Annotated in this window: 16 protein-coding genes; 5 read left to right on the top strand and 11 right to left on the bottom strand. The window is 38.3% G+C overall.

The features are described 5' to 3' along the window. Positions 1–54: 54 nt before the first annotated feature. On the bottom strand, positions 55–879 hold the full coding sequence (locus ACY45D_RS05590) for a hypothetical protein (protein WP_463108809.1): 825 nt from the start codon (positions 877–879) through the stop codon (positions 55–57). A 307-nt stretch (positions 880–1,186) separates the two neighbouring features. Here ACY45D_RS05590 and ACY45D_RS05585 point away from each other — a divergent pair, with 307 nt between their 5' ends. Together ACY45D_RS05585 and ACY45D_RS05580 are read left to right on the top strand one after the other, a co-directional pair. Continuing rightward, positions 1,187–2,608, top strand: a complete 1,422-nt coding sequence (locus ACY45D_RS05585) for an aminotransferase-like domain-containing protein (RefSeq protein ID WP_463108808.1) — start codon at positions 1,187–1,189, stop codon at positions 2,606–2,608. Between the two features lie 218 nt (positions 2,609–2,826). After that, the gene (locus ACY45D_RS05580; protein ID WP_463108807.1) at positions 2,827–2,994 is read left to right on the top strand and encodes a hypothetical protein; all 168 of its coding nucleotides are present in this window, start codon (positions 2,827–2,829) and stop codon (positions 2,992–2,994) included. A gap of 59 nt (positions 2,995–3,053) precedes the next feature. Here the strand turns inward: ACY45D_RS05580 and ACY45D_RS05575 are convergent, their stop codons facing one another. From ACY45D_RS05575 to ACY45D_RS05560, 4 genes are all read right to left on the bottom strand, one after another. Next, positions 3,054–5,858 (bottom strand): molybdopterin-dependent oxidoreductase, encoded by a 2,805-nt coding sequence (locus ACY45D_RS05575; protein WP_463108806.1) that lies wholly within the window; start codon positions 5,856–5,858, stop codon positions 3,054–3,056. Positions 5,859–6,214: 356 nt separating this feature from the next. After that, positions 6,215–7,840, bottom strand: a complete 1,626-nt coding sequence (nirD, locus tag ACY45D_RS05570; protein ID WP_463108805.1) for a nitrite reductase small subunit NirD — start codon at positions 7,838–7,840, stop codon at positions 6,215–6,217. A gap of 138 nt (positions 7,841–7,978) precedes the next feature. Further along, entirely contained in the window at positions 7,979–10,525 is a 2,547-nt protein-coding gene (gene nirB, locus ACY45D_RS05565) for a nitrite reductase large subunit NirB (protein ID WP_463108804.1), read from the bottom strand. Positions 10,526–10,560: 35 nt separating this feature from the next. Continuing rightward, positions 10,561–11,940 (bottom strand): MFS transporter, encoded by a 1,380-nt coding sequence (locus ACY45D_RS05560; RefSeq protein ID WP_463108803.1) that lies wholly within the window; start codon positions 11,938–11,940, stop codon positions 10,561–10,563. 419 nt (positions 11,941–12,359) lie between these two features. Between ACY45D_RS05560 and ACY45D_RS05555 the strand changes: the two genes are divergently transcribed. Continuing rightward, positions 12,360–12,947 (top strand): ANTAR domain-containing response regulator, encoded by a 588-nt coding sequence (locus ACY45D_RS05555; protein ID WP_463108802.1) that lies wholly within the window; start codon positions 12,360–12,362, stop codon positions 12,945–12,947. Positions 12,948–12,951: 4 nt separating this feature from the next. Then, positions 12,952–13,941, top strand: coding sequence for an ABC transporter substrate-binding protein (locus ACY45D_RS05550; protein ID WP_463108801.1), 990 nt, complete (start codon positions 12,952–12,954; stop codon positions 13,939–13,941). Between the two features lie 232 nt (positions 13,942–14,173). On the opposite strand, the gene ACY45D_RS05545 is transcribed toward ACY45D_RS05550, so the two are convergent. The 6 genes from ACY45D_RS05545 to rpsB all read right to left on the bottom strand — a co-directional run bounded on the left by ACY45D_RS05545 (position 14,174) and on the right by rpsB (position 18,811). Further along, complete coding sequence (locus ACY45D_RS05545; RefSeq protein WP_463108800.1) at positions 14,174–14,491, bottom strand: AzlD domain-containing protein; 318 nt, start codon at positions 14,489–14,491, stop codon at positions 14,174–14,176. After that, complete coding sequence (locus tag ACY45D_RS05540) at positions 14,488–15,231, bottom strand: AzlC family ABC transporter permease (protein WP_463108799.1); 744 nt, start codon at positions 15,229–15,231, stop codon at positions 14,488–14,490. The genes ACY45D_RS05545 and ACY45D_RS05540 overlap by 4 nt, the downstream gene beginning before the upstream one ends. Positions 15,232–15,315: 84 nt before the next feature. Next, on the bottom strand, positions 15,316–16,137 hold the full coding sequence (locus ACY45D_RS05535) for an AraC family transcriptional regulator (RefSeq protein ID WP_463108798.1): 822 nt from the start codon (positions 16,135–16,137) through the stop codon (positions 15,316–15,318). Between the two features lie 139 nt (positions 16,138–16,276). Beyond that, on the bottom strand, positions 16,277–16,870 hold the full coding sequence (locus tag ACY45D_RS05530; RefSeq protein WP_463108797.1) for a DUF3465 domain-containing protein: 594 nt from the start codon (positions 16,868–16,870) through the stop codon (positions 16,277–16,279). Between the two features lie 167 nt (positions 16,871–17,037). Then, the gene (gene tsf / locus ACY45D_RS05525) at positions 17,038–17,919 is read right to left on the bottom strand and encodes a translation elongation factor Ts (protein WP_463108796.1); all 882 of its coding nucleotides are present in this window, start codon (positions 17,917–17,919) and stop codon (positions 17,038–17,040) included. A gap of 139 nt (positions 17,920–18,058) precedes the next feature. Beyond that, entirely contained in the window at positions 18,059–18,811 is a 753-nt protein-coding gene (gene rpsB, locus ACY45D_RS05520) for a 30S ribosomal protein S2 (protein ID WP_004831703.1), read from the bottom strand. A 233-nt stretch (positions 18,812–19,044) separates the two neighbouring features. Here rpsB and map point away from each other — a divergent pair, with 233 nt between their 5' ends. Then, positions 19,045–19,872, top strand: coding sequence for a type I methionyl aminopeptidase (gene map, locus ACY45D_RS05515; RefSeq protein WP_463108795.1), 828 nt, complete (start codon positions 19,045–19,047; stop codon positions 19,870–19,872). The last annotated feature ends 210 nt before the right edge of the window (positions 19,873–20,082 follow it).

Here is a 20,082-nt window from a genome sequence, read left to right as displayed (position 1 = left end):
ACATCAATGAACCATTTTGAAACACGCTATTTGAATGTGTGCAACAAAATGTTCTCAAATGAATGCCGCTTTTTCATGTTGTAAACACGTTTGCATATACTCAGAATATACAGAAAGTTTTTCAACAATGTGTTCTGAATAGAACATATCTTCGATTAAATGTTGAGCTTGATCAAAACGATACTGATCACAATGTTGTAAAAGCTGCGCATTGATTTGTGAAAATTGATTGCATAGATCGCTATAAAACTCGTTCTTATTTTTAAACAACAATTGGTTCATATTAATCAATGCGCTATCAGGGATATGTTGTTCTGCATAGGTGCGAATTTGAATAATTCTGACATTAAAGAAGGATTCAATGTCCAAAATTTGGTTCAGATCTAAGCTTAAATCTGTAATCAGAAAAATCGTTGAGACATCTGCACGACACAATGCCTTGATCAAATTTGAATAGATAAAATCTGAATCACTCATCTCTAGTTTTTGAATATCCAAGAAAATATTTAATGCATCTAAGACTTTGTTGGGATTTGAATTTTTCTTGTGTTCTGATGAATGCTTCTGATCAGCTTGATAATATTGATTTAATATATTCAAAATAGTCGGTGATGAAGGCGTTGTATAAACAACTGTTTTATTTAAATTTGATAAAATAAAAGGTGCAAATAGATAAGCCAGACTCGCTTGTTGTGGCAAGATTTTGTTTTGAATAATTGAGTATGATTTCGTTGTAGAAAACTCTCTCAAAACTTTGGCTCTTAATAAAGTCGCTTCTAAATTTAAATAATACAATTGCAGAACATTTTGTGCTTTTTCAGATAATGTATTGCCCTCAACAAACGCTGTAAGTGGCTTCAATTGCGTGGTAACAAACATTATTTTCACCCTGACGAATAGAAATTTATATAGAACAAAGGCATTGATCATTTATGAATCTTCTTCAATAAAAAATGCCTAAGGCTCAAGCGATTAATCTTATTTTGGCGTGTTGGGGGCTGAAGAGATAGCAACAAAAAGACGAAAAATATATATAACAGATTTATTGCTATGCTACTGATCTGTTATATTTTCATTCTGCATAGTCAAATTCTTGTTGAATGAATAAAACTTGATTTAGATTTGTACTTCAATTTTATTTAAACATCTGAACTGATTTTTAGTTTAAGTTTTCGGGTAACCTTTTATGTATAAATCTGAACAACTTGCACAACATCTAAAACAACTGATTGAAAATAAAACATGGAAGGTACATGAAAAATTACCTTCATTAAGGCAGCAAGTTGAACGGTCTGGTTTTAGTTTGATTACGGTAATGAATGCGTATCAGGAACTTGAAGCACAAGGCTTAATTTATTCAAAAGAAAAATCAGGTTATTTTGTTTCAGAAAATCAAGATGAGACCGCAGAAAAGCATGTCGCAATCAATCATAAAATTGAAATTAACTCGATTGTATTCAAATATTTAAAATCCATTCAATCTGAACAAATTATCCCTTTAGGCTCTGCATTTCCCAATAGCCAACTGCTCTACTCTGCAAAATTAATTCAAACACTTGGGCAACTTGCAAAACAAAGACGCAGTTATGAGCAAACGCCCAGTTTGCCACCGGGCAACTATGAGTTAAGAAAAATCATTGCGCAACGCTATGCTATGCAAGGCATTCCGACTGACCCTTCAGATATTGTAATTACCTCAGGCGGTTTAGATGCACTAAATTTGTCACTTCAAGCCATGACGCAATCGGGGGATTATATTTTATTGCAACAAACTTTGTTTTACGGCGCTTGGCAAGCGGCTGAACGTTTGGGCTTAAAAGTGATTACCATCCCAGAGCATCCTGTTGATGGAATCGATTTAGAAGCCTTCGAGCAAGCCATTTTGCACTACCCAATCAAAGTCTGTTTGATGATGTTAAACAGTCAAAACCCCATTGGATTTACCGTAAGTGACGAGCTTAAATTACGATTGGCGAAAATTTTGCATCAGCATCAAATTCACCTGATTGAAGATGATGTGTATGAAGAACTTTATTATGGGAATAAAAAACCCTTATCGATGAAGTACTTTGATCAACAAAATCTGATCTTACATTGTTCTTCATTTTCTAAAACCTTAGGGGCTGGTTTTCGAGTGGGTTGGGTCTATGCAGGAAAATATTCAGAGCATATTCAACATATTCAGCTGATGAGTACACTTTCAGTGAATTCATTTATTCAAAATGCTTTGGTCGAATATTTATCGCATCGTCACTATGAAAAACACCTTAAAACACTTCGTTCAACCTTACAAAGACTGAAAAAACAATATTTTAACTATTTAAATACTCACTTACCCACACAGTGTACAGTTGAATATTATCCTTCAGGTTATTTTTTATGGATTACCCTTCCTGAGTACCTAGACAGTACCTTGATTTATCAACGTTTACTTGAAAAAAATATCAGCGTTGCACCCAATATCTTATTCAATGCAACCACACAGAATAAAAATCATATTCGTATCAATTGTTCTTTTGAAATCAACACTCGAATTCAAACTGCACTAGAACACCTTGTTGAGGATTTACAACAACAAATCACCCTGCACTTTGAAAAAGTTGAATAATCCATCTCGCTGAAAAGTCTATAAAATAGCGGTAGATCAATAGCCAGTTAAGTCTCAAAAACTGCTATTGATTATCGTTAAAATAGAAACTATTTTTTATAACAGATAAAGTTTTTCTCAGCTCATCTGTTATATTTTTTTTCTTTAGTTTTGTATCTACCGAACAATCACGCTACATTACATAATTTGTTCAAGATAAGCATTCAGAGAATGATGTAATGAATAACGATCAAGACCCGAAAAAACCGCAAAAATATGCAGATAGCTCAATCTCAGACAAAGATTTTAAACGCATGATTATTTGGTTTTCTATCTTCTGTGGTTTATTTATGATTGGCGTGATTGTGTCAATTGGCGCAGATTCCGCAAGAATTATGGGTTCATAACAGATTCACAAGCAAGTAAGCATCATGCTTACTTGCTGAATCATTTTTATTTTTAAGAATTAGCCTACCTCAGTCTGACAGGCTTTAATTAATCCACGGATTTCAGGTAAACATGAACCACAGTTTCCGCCTGCTTTTAGACATGCAGTCACTTGTTTTTCATCAGAAATATTCTTTTCTTTAATGGTTTGAATAATTCTGTTTTTACCGACCTTAAAGCAACTACATACCAAAGGCCCTTCACTGTTCCCCATCGACATCGCTTGACCCGCCAATAAAGCCTTACGATGCATTGCACTTAAACGCTCACGTTTAAAGAGACTTGCAACCCAATCACGATCTGGCAATAACGCTTTTGGTGCAATGTATAAACTGGCAATCAAATGTCCATCTTGCAACACCACGCTATGACTCATATGTGCAGTCTGATCTTCAAGATTGAGCCATTCAAAGCTTTCATCTTCAAAAGGTAATAACGCTTTCAAGTTTTGCATGGTTTCAGTAAAACGACGACGATCTGCTAACTCATAACGCACTGCTTTCGCTGTTTGGATTTTTGTCCACCACACTGTATTTTCAATGGTATTTTTGACAATATTTTCAAAACCTTTACGCACATAAAACACACCCTGCCATTGTGTATAAAATGGCTGAATCATCACAGGTGTATGTTTAAATTCAGGTTCTCCAGAGATTGCATCTACGACAGGATTAACCACTTTGCCTATACGAGCATCCGAAGCAAATTGATCATTCCAGTGAATCGGGGCAAATATTTGTCCACGGCGAATATTATCACTGAGCACTGCACGCAATACACAGTTTCCCCAAGCCGATTTAATCTCGACCAACTCACCTTCTTTCAAGCCATATTTCAACGCATCATTCGGATGAATTTCGCAAAAAGGTTCAGCTTTATGTGTACTTAAATTGGCTGACAGTCCCGTCCGTGTCATGGTATGCCACTGATCACGAATCCGCCCAGTATTCAAAATTAGAGGATATTCACTATCAATTTGGTTTACAGGATCAATGGCTTTGGTCGCTATGAACTTTGCCTTTCGATCTGTATAACTAAATTGCCCATTTGAAAATAACTGCGCAACTTCACCCTCTTTTTGATTCGGATTTAAAATTGGCCATTGTGTAGGTTCGAGTTGATTATATTCATTCAATGAAAGATCAGTTAAACCTTGCAAATTAAAATAACGGAAAACTGCTGTCTCTGAAGATTGTGAAATCTCTGCATTTTGGTAAGCAGACAGTTGAGCATGTTCTTTGAAAATATCATGGCTATTTTCAAAGTCAAAACCACCAAATCCTAATTTTTTAGCAACTTGTGAAACAGACCACCAGTCTGCTTTGGCTTGCTCTGGACTGTCTAAAAAGGCACGTTGTCTTGAAATACGACGCTCGGAATTGGTGACCGTACCCTCTTTTTCACCCCACCCTAGTGCAGGTAACAATACATCGGCATATTGCGTGGTATCGGTGTCTTTACAAATATCAGAAACGACCACAAACTCACATTTTTCCAAAGCACGTTTGACTTGATCTGCATTGGGTAAACTCACCACAGGATTGGTTGCCATAATCCAAATCGCTTTAATTTTTCCGCTTTCAACCGCTTCAAAAAGATCAACAGCTTTTAAACCGACTTGATCCGCAATGGTTGGACTTTGCCAAAACTGTTGAACCAATTGTTGATGTTGTTGATTGCCTAGATCCATGTGTGCTGCGAGCATATTGGCAAGACCACCCACTTCTCGTCCACCCATGGCATTCGGTTGACCTGTCATTGAGAATGGTGCAGCACCTAAGTGACCAATTTTTCCAGTCAAAAGATGACAATTGATAATGCTATTGGCTTTGTCTACACCACGAGAAGATTGATTCACACCCATTGAAAACAGTGTCATCACTTTTTTAGTTTGTGCAAATTTCTCAAAAAATAACTGTAATTTTTCCAGAGAAATTCCTGTTTTAGCTGCAACTTCAGCAAGATCAGCTTCCGATTGAGAAACGTCAAGAGCAGCCTTTAAATCTTGGGTATGCGCCTCTATAAACTCAGCATCAACATGACCATTTTGATATAAATACTGCAATAAGCCATTGAATAGACGAACATCTTGACCAATCAGAATAGGGAGATGTAAATCAGCAGCTTCACAAGTTGCGGTAAAACGTGGATCAATCACCACCACGAATAAATCACGCTTTTCTTTCGCTTGCATAATGCGTTGGTACAACACAGGATGGCACCAAGCGGTATTTGAACCGACTAAAACCACCATATCGGTATGTTCAAAGTCTTGGTAACTTGCAGGAACTAAGTCCTCACCAAAAGCACGTTTATGTGCCGCCACTGCAGACGACATGCATAGTCTTGAATTGGTATCAATATTGGCTGTACCGAGGTAACCTTTTACGAATTTATTGACGACATAATAATCTTCAGTCAAAAGCTGACCAGAGACATAAAAAGCGATACTGTCTCGACCATATTGATCAATATATTGTTGAAATTTATTGGCAATTAAATCAGTCGCTGTATCCCAATCGGTTTGTGTTCTATGGCTATCTAATGGCGTTGTTTCAGAATGGTTTGTACGTCCTAACATCGGATGTAAAACACGCGTTTCCAACCCAATTGTATCTGCTAAATTGCTGCCTTTAATGCAAAGCTTTCCATAATTTGATGGATGATTAACATCTCCAACAACAGATACTTTTTGCCCTAAAGCAGTTTCTTGAACTGTTGCAGTTACACCACACCCCACACCGCAATAAGGGCATGTGGTTTGTGTGGTTTTAGTCATTTGTTCTGTGGAGCTATGCAGTTCCATTACAGGGATACTATTCATTTCTGCTTCGCTCCTTATTCAACGCTTAATGGAAGTTCCCTCTCCTTTTCAAAGGAGAGGGCTAGTGAGAGGATTTATTTGAAAAATCCTTACCCTAAACTTCTCCCTGAACCATATATGACATAAGAGAAGGAACTTTCGATATAAATTTTATGACCAATGATTATTTCGACTTTTACAAAATTTCTAGTTAATTCCCCCTCCTTTCAGGAGGGGTTAGGGGAGGTTTTATATTAAAAATCCCCCTCATCCTAACCTTCTCCCTGAGCCATATATGGCGCAAGAGAAGGGACTTCAATACCTAGATTGTTTAGGGTTAGAACATTCCACTCTTTTAAAAAGGAATAGAGACTACTTCACCCTGCTTTCTTTAATGCAAAATCTTTACCAAATAACAATTTACTGCGGATCGAAGAAATTGAGGTTTGATCCGAAATCAACTCCGCATACCAGACACCATCTTCAGTATCACCAAACAATACTGCACCGACGACTTTATCTTTTTGAATAATAATGCGTTTATAAATCTGACGTTTTTCATCATTTAAAACAATATCTTCAAAGTCTTCTTTAGGTTCACTATTTTCTAAATCAATACGACCTGCTGAGAACACATCACAACCACTGACTTTTAACTGAGTCGGAACTGTCGGTGCTTTAAAAGTTAAACTACCATGCTCTGCTAAATGTGATGCGCAAATGAAGGCTTGTCCCCATAAAGGCTCAACCAATCCAAAAGTTTGATTACGATGCTCAATACATTCACCAACAGCATAAATACTCGGATCATAGGTTTGCATGGTGTCATTCACCAATACACCACGATTACAACGTAAGCCTGCACTTTGTGCCAAAGCCATATTTGGACGAATACCCACAGCAAAAACCACCAAATCTGCATCTAAAACAGTGCCATCTTTCAGTCTAATTTGAGTGACATGTCCGTCTACACCAATCAATTCTTCAGTATTGGCTTCAGTAATAATCGAAATCCCTTTTTGCTCAATGCTATGGCGTAGCATTTGACTGGCTTTACCATCCAACTGACGTTCCATAATGCGATCCATCAGATGTAAAACGGTCACATTCATACCACGCTGTTTTAAACCATACGCCGCTTCCAAACCTAATAGTCCACCACCTATTACGACAGCATTCTTTTTAGATTTAGAATAATCCAGCATCGTATTTACATCGTAAATATCACGGAAACTGAGTACACCCGCTAAATCTGAACCTTTTACAGGTGGAATAAAAGGTTTCGAACCTGTTGCTAAAATCAGGCGATCATAATCCACCATTAAACCTTTTTCGGTATAAACATGCTTACGTGGACGGTCGATACGCACTGCTGGATCGCCTGCGATAAAGCGAATATTTTTATCGCTATACCATGCATGCGGATGTAGCATAATGTCATCAATGGTTTTATCGCCCGATAATACAGGTGACAACATAATACGGTTATAGTTACCCCATGGTTCTTCACCAATCACGGTAATTTCATAACGCTCAGGTGCCATATCTAACAAATCTTCCAAACAACGCATACCTGCTAGACCGTTTCCAATCAGAACCAGCTTCATTTTTTCTTGAGAAGTTCCATTATTGGTAATATAGGTTTTTTGCGGTGTAGGGCTAATCAGCACACGACCATTCTCAATTTTACTTGGAAAAACGAGAAGTTTTTGGTCTTTATCTTCCAGACAACGGCCTGTTGCCAAACTGAAATGCTGTTTGTAAATTGGAGAAGCGACAACACGCTCGCCTTGTAAATCACCAATAATGCCACGTGACATCACAAAGGCTTTGCTGAATGGGTCTTGATTACTTAAAGCATAAACGCGCTTTTCACTACCGACTCGAAAAATTGCAATTTGTTGATCGTCCAACAACGCACCAACACCTGTATTTGGAGTAATGTCTTCTAAAGCACAAATATCTAACCAATCCAGTTCATTCATATCTTTTAAAATTGTCATCGTCTTTATCCTTTTTTAAACTTTTCTATCCCCCTCATACTTTCTCTTAGGCTTTGGTTTTAAAGCAGTACTTAAAACCAAAGCTCAAGGAGAAAACAAAGAGGCTTAACGACAAGAAAAGTTGAATACCTTAATTTGTTAAGCTTCAACTACAGGAATACGGCTACTATCTCGTTCTGCTTCAGTTTTTGGGCGAATTTGACCACGAACTTCTGCAAATTGAATGTGCGGATCTTGTTGTTGTTCTGCTTTCGCATTGATAAAGGTCACAAAACGTTTGCGCACTTCAGGGTCTTCTACCGCAGTACGCCATTCATCTTGATATGTACCCACCACATGACTCATACGATGTTCAAGTTCAGCTGCCACACCAAGCGAGTCATGAACCACAACATCTTTAAGGTAGTCCAAACCACCTTCCATGTTGTCACGCCATACCGAGGTACGTTGCAAACGATCCGCTGTTTGGATATAGAACATAAAGAAACGATCGATGTACTGAATTAAAGTTTGCGTGTCTAAGTCTGAAGCCAATAATTCTGCATGACGTGGTTTCATCCCACCATTACCGCAGACATATAGATTCCAGCCTTTCTCAGTCGCAATCACGCCCACATCTTTACTTTGCGCTTCAGCACATTCACGAGTACACCCTGAAACAGCCATTTTTAATTTGTGTGGTGAACGTAAGCCTTTGTAACGATTTTCAAGGAAAATTGCTAAACCGACAGAATCGTCTACACCATAACGACACCATGTACTGCCGACACAAGACTTCACAGTACGCAATGATTTACCATAAGCATGACCTGACTCAAAACCAGCAGCGATGAGTTTTTCCCAAATTTCAGGCAGTTGGTGAATTTGTGCACCAAACATGTCGACACGTTGTCCACCTGTCAACTTGGTATATAAACCATATTCTTTAGCAATTTGACCTACGGCGATTAAGCCGTCAGGAGTAACTTCACCACCCGCCATACGGGGTACGACAGAATAAGAGCCATCTTTTTGAATATTGCCAAGGTAGTAATCATTACTGTCTTGCAACCCTGCATGACTTGGTTTTAAAACAAAATCATTCCAACAAGAAGCGAGGATATTCGCAGCAGTTGGCTTACAAATATCACAACCGATACCATGGCCATGTTGTTGAATCAGATCATCAAAAGTTTTGATTTCATTGATACGGACTAAGTGATACAGCTCTTGACGTGAATAAGCAAAGTGCTCACAGATATGATTATTAACCGTCACACCTTGGCGTTGTAATTCAGATTTTAAAACTTGGGTCACTAATGGTGCACATCCACCACAAGCGGTCGCTGCTTTGGTACATTTTTTCAAAGCGCCGAGAGAGGTTGAGCCATCGGCAATTGCACTACAAATATCGGCTTTAGAAACGTTATTACATGAACAAATTGTTGCGCTATCTGGTAGTAAATCTACCCCACTGCCACCTGATTTACTCGATGATTGTGCATAACCTGGCATAATTAAGCTTTCAGGATTTTCTGGAATTTCCAATCCATTCAGCATCATTTGTAATAAGTCGTTATATTCTTTAGCACAACCAACCAGCACTGCACCTAATAGCTTATTTTTCTCAGCATTGACGACGATCTTTTTATAGACCATTTCGTCTTCATCTGCATAGAAATAACTCAATGAGTTTGGTGTCATGGCATGTGCATCACCCACAGATGCAACATCGACACCCATCAGTTTCAGCTTCGTACTCATGTCCGCACCAGCGAACTCATTACAGCTTTGCTCCATCACATGTTTCGCTGCAATACGCGCCATGTCATAGCCCGGAGCAACTAAACCATAGATTTTATTTTGCCATAATGCGCACTCGCCAATGGCATAAATATCTGCATCAGAGGTTTGGCAATAATCATTGATCACAATCCCGCCACGTTCGCCGATGGCTAATCCGCTTTGACGCGCCAATTCATCACGTGGACGAATCCCCGCTGAGAACAAAACAATATCTGTTTCAAGTTCAGAACCATCACCAAACTTCATCACATGTGTAGTATTTACACCCTCTTCAATCGATGAAGTTGCCTTTTGGGTATGAACTTTTACCCCTAAATTTTCGATTTTTGAGCGTAAAACTTTACCGCCTAAATCATCAATTTGCACAGCCATTAAGCGTGGTGCAAATTCAACCACATGTGTTTCTAAATCCAAGTCACGTAATGCTTTGGCTGCTTCTAAACCCAATAGTCCGCCACCAATCACAACACCTGTTTTAGCCGTTAAACTGGCTGCTCGAATCGCATCCAAGTCTTCAATGGTGCGGTAAACAAAACAGTTTTGACGATCATTACCCGGAATTGGAGGAACAAAAGCATATGAACCTGTAGCGAGAACCAGTTTGTCATAACTGATAACATCGCCATGATTGGTGGTGATGCGTTTATTCGCAGTATCAATCGTTGTTGCTTGAGTACCTAAACGCAGATCTATCCCATAGGCATCTGCAAAGTCTGCACGGCAAAGCGTCAAATCTTTTGCTGATTTACCAGTAAAATATTCAGTTAAATGTACACGGTCATATGCTAAACGTGGCTCTTCTGCCAAGATGGTAATTTCAACTTCATCGCCTGCATTTTCCAACACAGATTCAATGAATTTGTGTCCAACCATACCATGACCAATCATCACTAATTTCATATCAATTCTCCTCAATTCTTCTGGTTATTTTTGGCTTAAACGCTTTGTTTGATACTTGCTGAAGCATTTTGTTCCATGCCATCACGTTCAAGTACAGCAGCTTCAAATAACTTTTGTTCTTTCTCTTTATGCTCAACTGAGAAGCGAATCATCAACACACAACTTGCAGCAATAACAACTAAACCACCTAAAATCATCAATGTTGTTTGAATATCCAACATGCCTTTAAGTAAGAAACCTGCTGCAACTGCTCCGACATTTCCGCCTGCACCAATAATGCCCGCCACACCTCCTAAAGCATCACGGTCAATGAATGGAACCAATGCATAGGTCGCACCGCACGCCATGTGAGTGAATAGTGCAAATACGGTCATTGCGAGAATGGCAAGCACTGCGGTATTCATTTGTGAGAATACGATCAGGAATAAACCTTCCATCAAAATCATGGCAAATAGAACTTTGGTACGACCATCTAAACCCTTTTTAGTCGCTACTTTGTCTGAAACGATACCACCCAGCGCACGAGCAAATAACGCGAGTAAACCGAAGATACCTGCAGCCATACCTGCTTCTTTTAAACCAAATTTAAAGTGGTCTACGTAGTACATCGCAACAATGTTATGAATGAAGATTTCAATACCAAAACATGCAGCATATGCACCAAACAAGATCCAAACACGGTAGTTTTTCGCAGCGTGCATCAAAACTGCGACACCGCCTTTTTTATCGCTACCAACAGTTACACCTTGTGCACGAAGCGCTTTAAAATCACCTTGTGGGCAGTCTTGAGTGAATTTCCAATACATTGCACCCACGATCAGCATAAGTACACCTGGAACGATTAATGCAATTCTCCAACCCATTGATTGCTCTACACCAAACATCACCAATGCTGCAAGCATCAATGGCATGAGAACTTGAGTTGCACCACCACCTGCATTCCCCCATCCTGCTGAAGCTGCATTTGCAGTACCAACAACATTGGGAGCAAACATAATACTGGTGTGATACTGTGTAATTACAAAACTCGCTCCAATCGCCCCAATCAGCAATCGAAAGAATAGGAAAGATTCATAACTATTGGCAGATGCCACACCAAATACTGGAATACTGCCGAGAATTAAAAGTGCGGTATACGTCTTACGTGGCCCGTATTTATCACACAAAGGCCCAACAATTAAACGCACTAAAATTGTGATTGCAACTGCTGCAATATTAATATTGGCAATTTGGTTTTTAGTGAGATGGAACTCACCAGCGATTACAGGCATCAGTGGTGCACAGGCAAACCATGCAAAGAAGCAGACAAAAAAAGCGAGCCAACTCATGTGGAAAGCTCTCATCGCTGCGCTATTGAAACTAAAAAGACTAATTTTTGTTGCTTTTTTAGCATCTAAATTTGAAGACATGACCATCTCCTACCTAAACTGAACGTATTGGGTTATCTGCTATGCGGATTGCTGCACACCAGAGTCGATCAGAGCGGACGTCGTTGGCCGTCTTACAAATTCTATTAGAGTCGTCTTTGACTCATAGGGGATAATGCAATGTGTATGCCAATATTTAATATAAAGACTCAAATTATTGTTTTAATTAATAAAAAATATATGATTTTAAATTCTAATATTTTTTTAATCGACCATTTATTTTTAGATTCTCTTTAGCACCAAATTAACCAATGCGATCAATGAGCGCATTTTGCTACATTTCAGTGCGTTTAAAATGGGTACATCCCCTAAACGCTACTCTATAGCCTCAATCTATTGCAGTATATGGCTTGGCATCTTTATTGCTTTATCATGGATAACGATAGTTAGGCTTTTTCTGAAGCACCATGTCAAAACTAAAAATAGCTTTAATCGATGATGATTTTGATCGTGCAGAATTCGTCAAACTCACATTAATCGAACATCAATTTGATGTCGTCGCTTGTTTGATGACTCACCAACTCGATTTACTTTATCTGCAACAAATTCAAGCAGATGTAATTTTATTAGACATGGATCACCCACAACGTGACATTATTGAAAGTTGCGTGAGTCAATTCGACTTACCTACCGTGTTATTTACTAAAAATAGCCATAAAGAAACGATTAAAAGTGCAATTGAAGCGGGAATCACCGCCTATATTGTTGATGGTATACAGCCTGCAAAATTAGACAGTATTTTAGAAATTGCGATTGAACAATATAAAAAACATAAGAAGTTATTAAACGATCTCCAAGACACTAAAAGTAAATTGGCAGATCGGAAAGACATTGAAAAAGCGAAGGTTCTACTCATGCAATTGCATCATATCAATGAAGAACATGCTTTCGCCTTACTTCGTAAAAATGCAATGAGCCATCGTATGACCATCGGGGAAATGGCTCGTCGCCTATTAGATGCACAACTTCTTTTACAATCTCAAATTAAGGAGTAATAAAATGTCGAATTTAGAAAAAACTGACATTCGATTAGGTTATGTTCCTTTACTGGATTGTATCGCCATCCTTTGGGCAAAACATCAAGGCTATTTTGCAGACCTAGGCTTAAATGTTACTTTAATCAAAGAAGCATCTTGGGCAAGTTTACGTGATCGTTTAGCCTTTGGTTTTTTAGATGCAGCGCATTGTTTATCTGCAATGCTGCCTGCTGCAACATTAGGTGCAGATCAATTGGGCATCCCTTTTCAAACCCCATTGGTCTTAAGCAACAGTCAAACTGCAATTAGCTTGAGCCAAAAATTATGCTTTGACCTCAAGATTACCGCAGAAGATACACCTGAAAGCTCGGCAAAGAAAATTGCCTCTATGATTCAACAACAACAAAATATTCGTTTAGCACATGTTTTTCAGCACTCCATTCATCATTATTGTTTAAAAGAATGGCTTGCATTGGCTGATGCTCAAACTGCTCACAAGTTGAAACTTTTAACACTTCCACCACCCTATATGGTTGAAGCAATTTCAAAACAATTGATTGATGGTTTTTGCGTGGGCGAACCCTGGAATATTCAAGCTGAAATTGAAGGCTTAAGTACCACGATTTGCTCTAGTCAACAATTTGCACCACAAGTTGCCAATAAAGTTTTTGCGGTTACCCAAGAATGGGCAACTCAGCATCCAAATACTTTAAATGCACTCTGCCAAGCGATCATAAAAGCACAAAATGATCTGCAAATGATTGAATCGATTGATGATGTTTGGGAAATTTTAATTGAATACAATATCATCCGATTTAATTGTTCTCAATTTATTCATGTGCAATCTTTCCATAAAATCCAGAACATTATTCAAAACTTAGTTCCTCAAGATGTTTCACCTAAAGCTTCAGATTTCGAATGGATGATTCATCAAATGCAAAAATGGGACAGCCTAGAGCTGAGTGATAAGAATATTGAACAGATTGCAAAACAATGCATTGTCACTATTTAAAATAACCCTTTCAAATAAGCTTGGCGATAAACCTTTTATTTAGCCTGCTCTTATTCTCAAACTAAACATCAAAACAAAAGCAATCACCGCCTTCATTGCAGTGATTGCTTTATCATTGAGATCTTTAATCAGTTTTAGAAAATGGGCTTAAAAAATTGAGTGTTCAACATAAGATAATGACGCTGTTTCATTAATAAATAACGCTCTATAATCAACTATTTGACGATTCCTCTTATCCATTCAACACATAGTTCAAACCATAAAAACACAATAAGCTTAAACCTAAATTCAACAAAATTTTCTTAGAAATCAGTGCAAAAACAACACATATAATGGCGGTAAGAAAATAAGCATCCAGTGGTAAAGCACGTAACTGTTCGTCCTGAAAAAATACGATGGGAGCACAGATTGCAGTGAGTAAACATGGTGCAGAATACTGCAACATATTTCCAATAAATACAGGCAGTTTAAATGCAATTTTAGGTTCTAGAAAAAAATAGCGATTCATAAAAACAATCAAAGCTAAGCTGAGTAATAAAATCCAAGTCATTTTCTTTTCCCTATGATTTTTCGTGTTGTTTTAGCCATAAACATTGCACCCAACATTCCCAGTAAACCTGACAAAACCACGCCCCCTTCAAATTGAAAATATTTAAAAATACAGGCAGAAATTAACGTGACAACTACACCAAACAAAGTGGCAATATTTTTAATCATCGGAACAATAATCAAGATAAATACGGCAACAATTGAGAAATCTAAATGCAGACTTTCTAAATTTGGAATGGATTGAGCAAGTAAAATCCCCAACAAACTGAACAAACACCACGCCAGATAAAAGCACAAACCTGCTCCAAATAAATAAGCAAAAGTACGCTGCTTATTTTCTCCGATCCCTACAGCAAAAAGTTCATCTGTGAGTAAAAAGCCAATCATCAAGCGTTGATGGATTGGAAATTGAGAGACCTCTTTACGAAAATTTAAGGCATAAATTAAATGCTGACTGGTCAAAAAGAAAATTGTAATGATGATTGTAAATACTGAAGCATTTGACATCACGAGACCTAAACTAACCAACTGAGCGGCCCCAGCAAAGACAATTGCAGACATTGAAAATGCTTGAGCGAAACTTAAACCTGCATTAATTGCCATAGAACCTGCCAAGATTCCCCATGGCAGAACAGCAATAGATAAAGGCAAAATATCCATCACACCCTGAAAAAATGCTTTTTTATTTAAAGCCTTTTGTGTGATTGCCTGATTTGGAATAGGTTTAAATTGATGACTCATGGGCATCATCCATAACAAAGAACAGAAAAGAATAGCATCAGTATCTTTGAATAGAACAACAAAAGATTGGATAAAATTGCTGTTTTAATACTGCAAAGTACTCAGATATTGCGATGGTGTTACACCCATGGCTTTTTTGAAATGACGATTAAAATGGCTTTGATCTGAAAAACCACTATTCTGCGCTGTGGTCGCAATACTAAAACCTTGTTTAAGTAGCTGACGCGCCTTTTGTAAGCGTACTTGAACCAACCAGCTATGTGGTGGCAGACCTGTATATTTTTTAAATTCACGTAAAAAATGCCAAGGACTAATGCCTACCGAACTCGCAAGATCAGTAAGCGAATAATCATGCTCAGGAAAACTACTGAGTAGCTCTTTGACCATTTCTATTTTTCGTTGAGCTTCCGGCAGTTCCGCAGGCGTTAATTTTGCACGTCCATAACGACTCATTAAACGTGCTAGTGTTGATAAATACATGCTTTCTTTTAACAGTGCATTATCTTTTTGCTCTAATAAATCAAAGAGTAAAGAAAGCTGCTGTGCCAAACCAATATCATGTACCACAGCATTTGGAAACCAAGGCACACTGTTCTTTACTGTGAAAAAATCTTCACTAATCTCTAAAAGCATTTCAGGTGTTGGATAAATCGCTCGATATTTCCATCCTGATTCTACAGCAGACGAACCTGTATGAATTTCGTCCGCATTGACCAAAATAATGTCGCCTTTGGGTGCAGTATGTAGTTGCCCTGTCCGGAAAAAACTTTGTGCGCCCTCTTCAATTACACCAATGCAATAACCTTCATGCACATGCTTTGAAAATTGTTTATGGTGATATTGCGCTTTTAACAACTCTAATCCACCTAATTCCTTAAGGTGAAAATAGCTCGCCCACTCCTGCATCTTTCTATTCAGACTTTATTGATTATTTTAAAAATAACACGATTCAAAAAAACGTATAGTACAAAATTGCTGTACTACACGCTTTTACGGTTTTATCTGTTTGACTTTATGAATAATGAAGCATCAATTATTGGTAGAATTATTGATAGGTCTTACCATCATGTTTTAGCCAACCATTTTCATGGCGATGCTGAGGGTCACGATGCGTCCAATGAATCACACCACCTTGCGTGCTATATTCATATTCGCCAAAAAATTCTACAGTATCACCTTTCTGCAAATTGTCGACACGTGGTGCTAGATCAATATTATGTGCCACTAAAACTGTTAGACCATTCTCTAGTGCAAGAATAAATTTTTGATGACGTAAGCCATCATTATCATCACGTAAAATTGCTTTGACTCGTCCAACGGACTGAACTTGTACATTACTTAATTTACGTTGATAGGATTTAGCAATAACTTCAAGACCATGCTGACTTTGGCTACTGGTATATGGGTCATTTTGGATCTGATGATTTTTGGCTTGATCATTGTGTCTTTCACTACTTTGATCATTGCTTACAACAGAAGAATTTGTATTGTGTTGACTATGATTGTTTTTTTGTTCTGAATATTCAACATTAGGTTGTTGAACTGATTCATTTTTTTGCTGATTTAAATCAATTCCAAAATAAGCAGCAATCAATACTACAATTGCAGCACCTATACCAAGTTGAGTTTTATTTGCCATAGTGAGTCAAAATTAAAATAATAGAATATGATATGGATTATAGAAGATGTAGCACAAATTTCGCACTTAAACATTCTTAAAATCAGTACTTTTATTGCTTTATATACCCATAAAAAAACCCCTCAGAATTTGAGGGGTTTTTTATATTTTTACTGAATCAGTAAAAATTATTGAGCAGCGGCAGCAGCCTGAGCAGCAGCAACTTCATCAGCAAAGCTCATTTCAGCTTTCTTCTCAATACCTTCACCTACTTCGAAGCGAACGAATTGAGCAACTGTAGTAGCAGTCGATTTTAATACATCAGCAACTTTCTTGTCGTTGTCGATCACGTACATTTGACGCTCAAGAACAACTTCATTCAAGTATTTTTCAACTGAACCAGTCACCATTTTTTCTACAATGTTTGCTGGCTTACCAGATTCAATCGCTTTAGCTTCTGCAATTTCTTTCTCTTTCGCGATAAGATCAGCAGAAACGTCTTCAGCTGTAACAGCAACTGGGTTGAATGCAGCAACGTGCATTGCAATACCTTTACCAGTTTCAGCAGAACCTGTGTAAGAAACAACAACACCGATTTTTAAACCGTGTTTGTAAACTGCAAGGTTTTCACCTTCAACAATTGCAGCACGACGAACTTGGATGTTTTCACCGATTTTTTGAACAAGTGCAATACGCGCTTCTTCAACAGTTGTACCATCTTCAAGTTTAAGTTCAGCAATTTGAGCAGCATCAGTTACACCAGCAGCAAGAGCAGCAGCAGCAACTTTAGCAGAGAAACCAGCAAAGTTTTCGTCTTTAGCAACGAAGTCAGTTTGACAGTTAACTTCTAAAAGAATTGCTTTGTTACCTTCTTGGGCAATTGTGATTGCGCCATCAGCAGCAATGTTACCAGCTTTTTTAGCTGCTTTTGCTTGACCTGATTTACGAAGGTTATCAATCGCTAATTCGATGTCACCGTTTGCTTCTGTTAATGCTTTTTTGCATTCCATCATCGCAAGACCAGTACGGTCACGTAATTCTTTTACCATGCTCGCAGTAACTGCAGTCATGTTGTTCTCCTAAATACGGTAGAATATGAATCTGTTCAACAAAAACGGCCCAAAGTGTACTCTGGGCCGTTTTGCTTTCTCGACGCTTATTTTGCCATCATTATAAATTGCAAAAATGACAAGCTTGCGTCAAAACGCATTAAGCCTCAGGAGCTTCTTTCGCAGCTTCTTCGCCTTTAGCTTGAGCATTTGCTTGAGTTTGAGCGTATTCTTTACCAGCAAGAATCGCATCAGCCATAGCAGAAGCATAAAGTGTTACAGCACGGATCGCATCGTCATTACCCGGAATAACGAAATCTACGTTATCTGGGTTAGAGTTTGTATCAACGATACCGATTACTGGAATACCAAGGTTCTTAGCTTCTTTAATAGCGATCGCTTCGTGATCAACGTCGATGATGAACAATGCGTCAGGTAAACCACCCATGTTCTTAACACCGCCTAAAGAGCGTTCAAGTTTTTCCATTTCACGCGTACGTTCTAAAGCTTCACGTTTAGTTAGTTTAGCAAAAGTACCGTCTTGTGATTGAGTTTGAAGATCTTTCAAACGGTTGATTGACTGACGAAGAGTTTTCCAGTTAGTCAACATACCACCCAACCAACGGTGATCTACATAAGGTTGACCAGCGCGTTGAGCTTGTTCACGGATGATGTTTGAAGCAGCACGTTTTGTACCAACAAACAATACTTTGTTCTTTTTGCTTGCAAGATTGTTAACAAAATTCAAAGCATCATTTAACGCAGGAACAGTGTGTTCAAGGTTGATGATGTGAATACGGTTACGCGCACCAAAAATGTATTGACGCATTTTTGGGTTCCAGAAGCGAGTTTGGTGACCAAAGTGCGCGCCAGCTTGAAGAAGGTCGCGCATGCTTACGTTGTAATCTGCCATTTTCTTTACCTTAAAAGTTTGGGTTAGGCCTCCATATGTCCGCATTCTCCACCTCAAGATTAAAAAACCTTCAGGCACCCAGAGCAATGTGACGACATATGTGCGGATTTTTAAATTACCCTTATCAAAATTCTCGTTAACTGTTCATGAAGAAAGTAACGAAAAGCATTTGATAATTTGGGCGGCTATTTATACCATAGTCACATACAAATTTCCAAAAGTTTTTAAAGATCATGAACAGTACTTATGAAGCTCCCCGTCGATTAATCAAAACCGCAGACGATATTGAGAAAATGCGTGTAGCGGGTCGACTGGCTGCAGAAGTTTTGGATATGATCAAACCGCATATCAAACCGGGTGTTTCGACGCTTGAACTTGATACGATTTGTCATGATTATATCGTGAATAAACAAGATGCTATCCCCGCTTGCTTAGGTTACGGCGCTGCGCCAGGCCGTGCTGCATTCCAACATGTGATTTGTACATCAGTGAACCACGTGGTCTGTCATGGTGTTCCTTCTGAAAGTAAGATTCTAAAGAAAGGCGATATTCTCAATATTGATGTCACTGTGATTAAAGATGGTTTCCACGGCGACACCAATATGATGTATATCGTTGGTGGTGAGACCTCTATTCTTGCGGATCGTTTATGCAAAGTTGCTCAAGAAGCAATGTACCGTGGTATCGCCACTGTAAAAGCAGGTTCTACTATTGGTGATATCGGTCATGCTATTCAACGTTATGTAGAGTCAGAACGTTTCAGCGTGGTACGTGAATATTGCGGTCATGGTATTGGTACTGTTTTCCATGACGAACCTCAGGTTCTACATTATGGTCAACCGAACACAGGCATGATTTTAGAAGAAGGTATGACCTTTACCATTGAACCGATGGTCAATGCAGGTGTTTGGCAAACACGTTTGATGGGCGATAAATGGACGGTTGTGACTAAAGATCATAGCCTATCTGCACAATATGAACATACCCTACTCGTGACTAAAAATGGTGTAGAAGTATTAACAGCACGTCCTGAAGAGGACTTGTCTCGTTTCACAAAATAAAAAGTCATTGACTCAATGACCCTGATTTTTATTTTAAAAGGTCACCTCTAGGTGACCTTTTTTTATCATTAATTTTAAAATCCAACAATAAGCTATTGTTTTAAAAAAAATAGTCAAAAAATCTAGTCTTCTAAAAAATGTAATGACAAGGTAACAAACTTACATGATCCAAGTACTTATTAAACCCGATGATAAAACTTCAAGAAAAAT

This window comes from Acinetobacter sp. BZX-2 (assembly GCF_055179795.1).
This window is presented reverse-complemented; position numbering and strand designations above follow the sequence as displayed.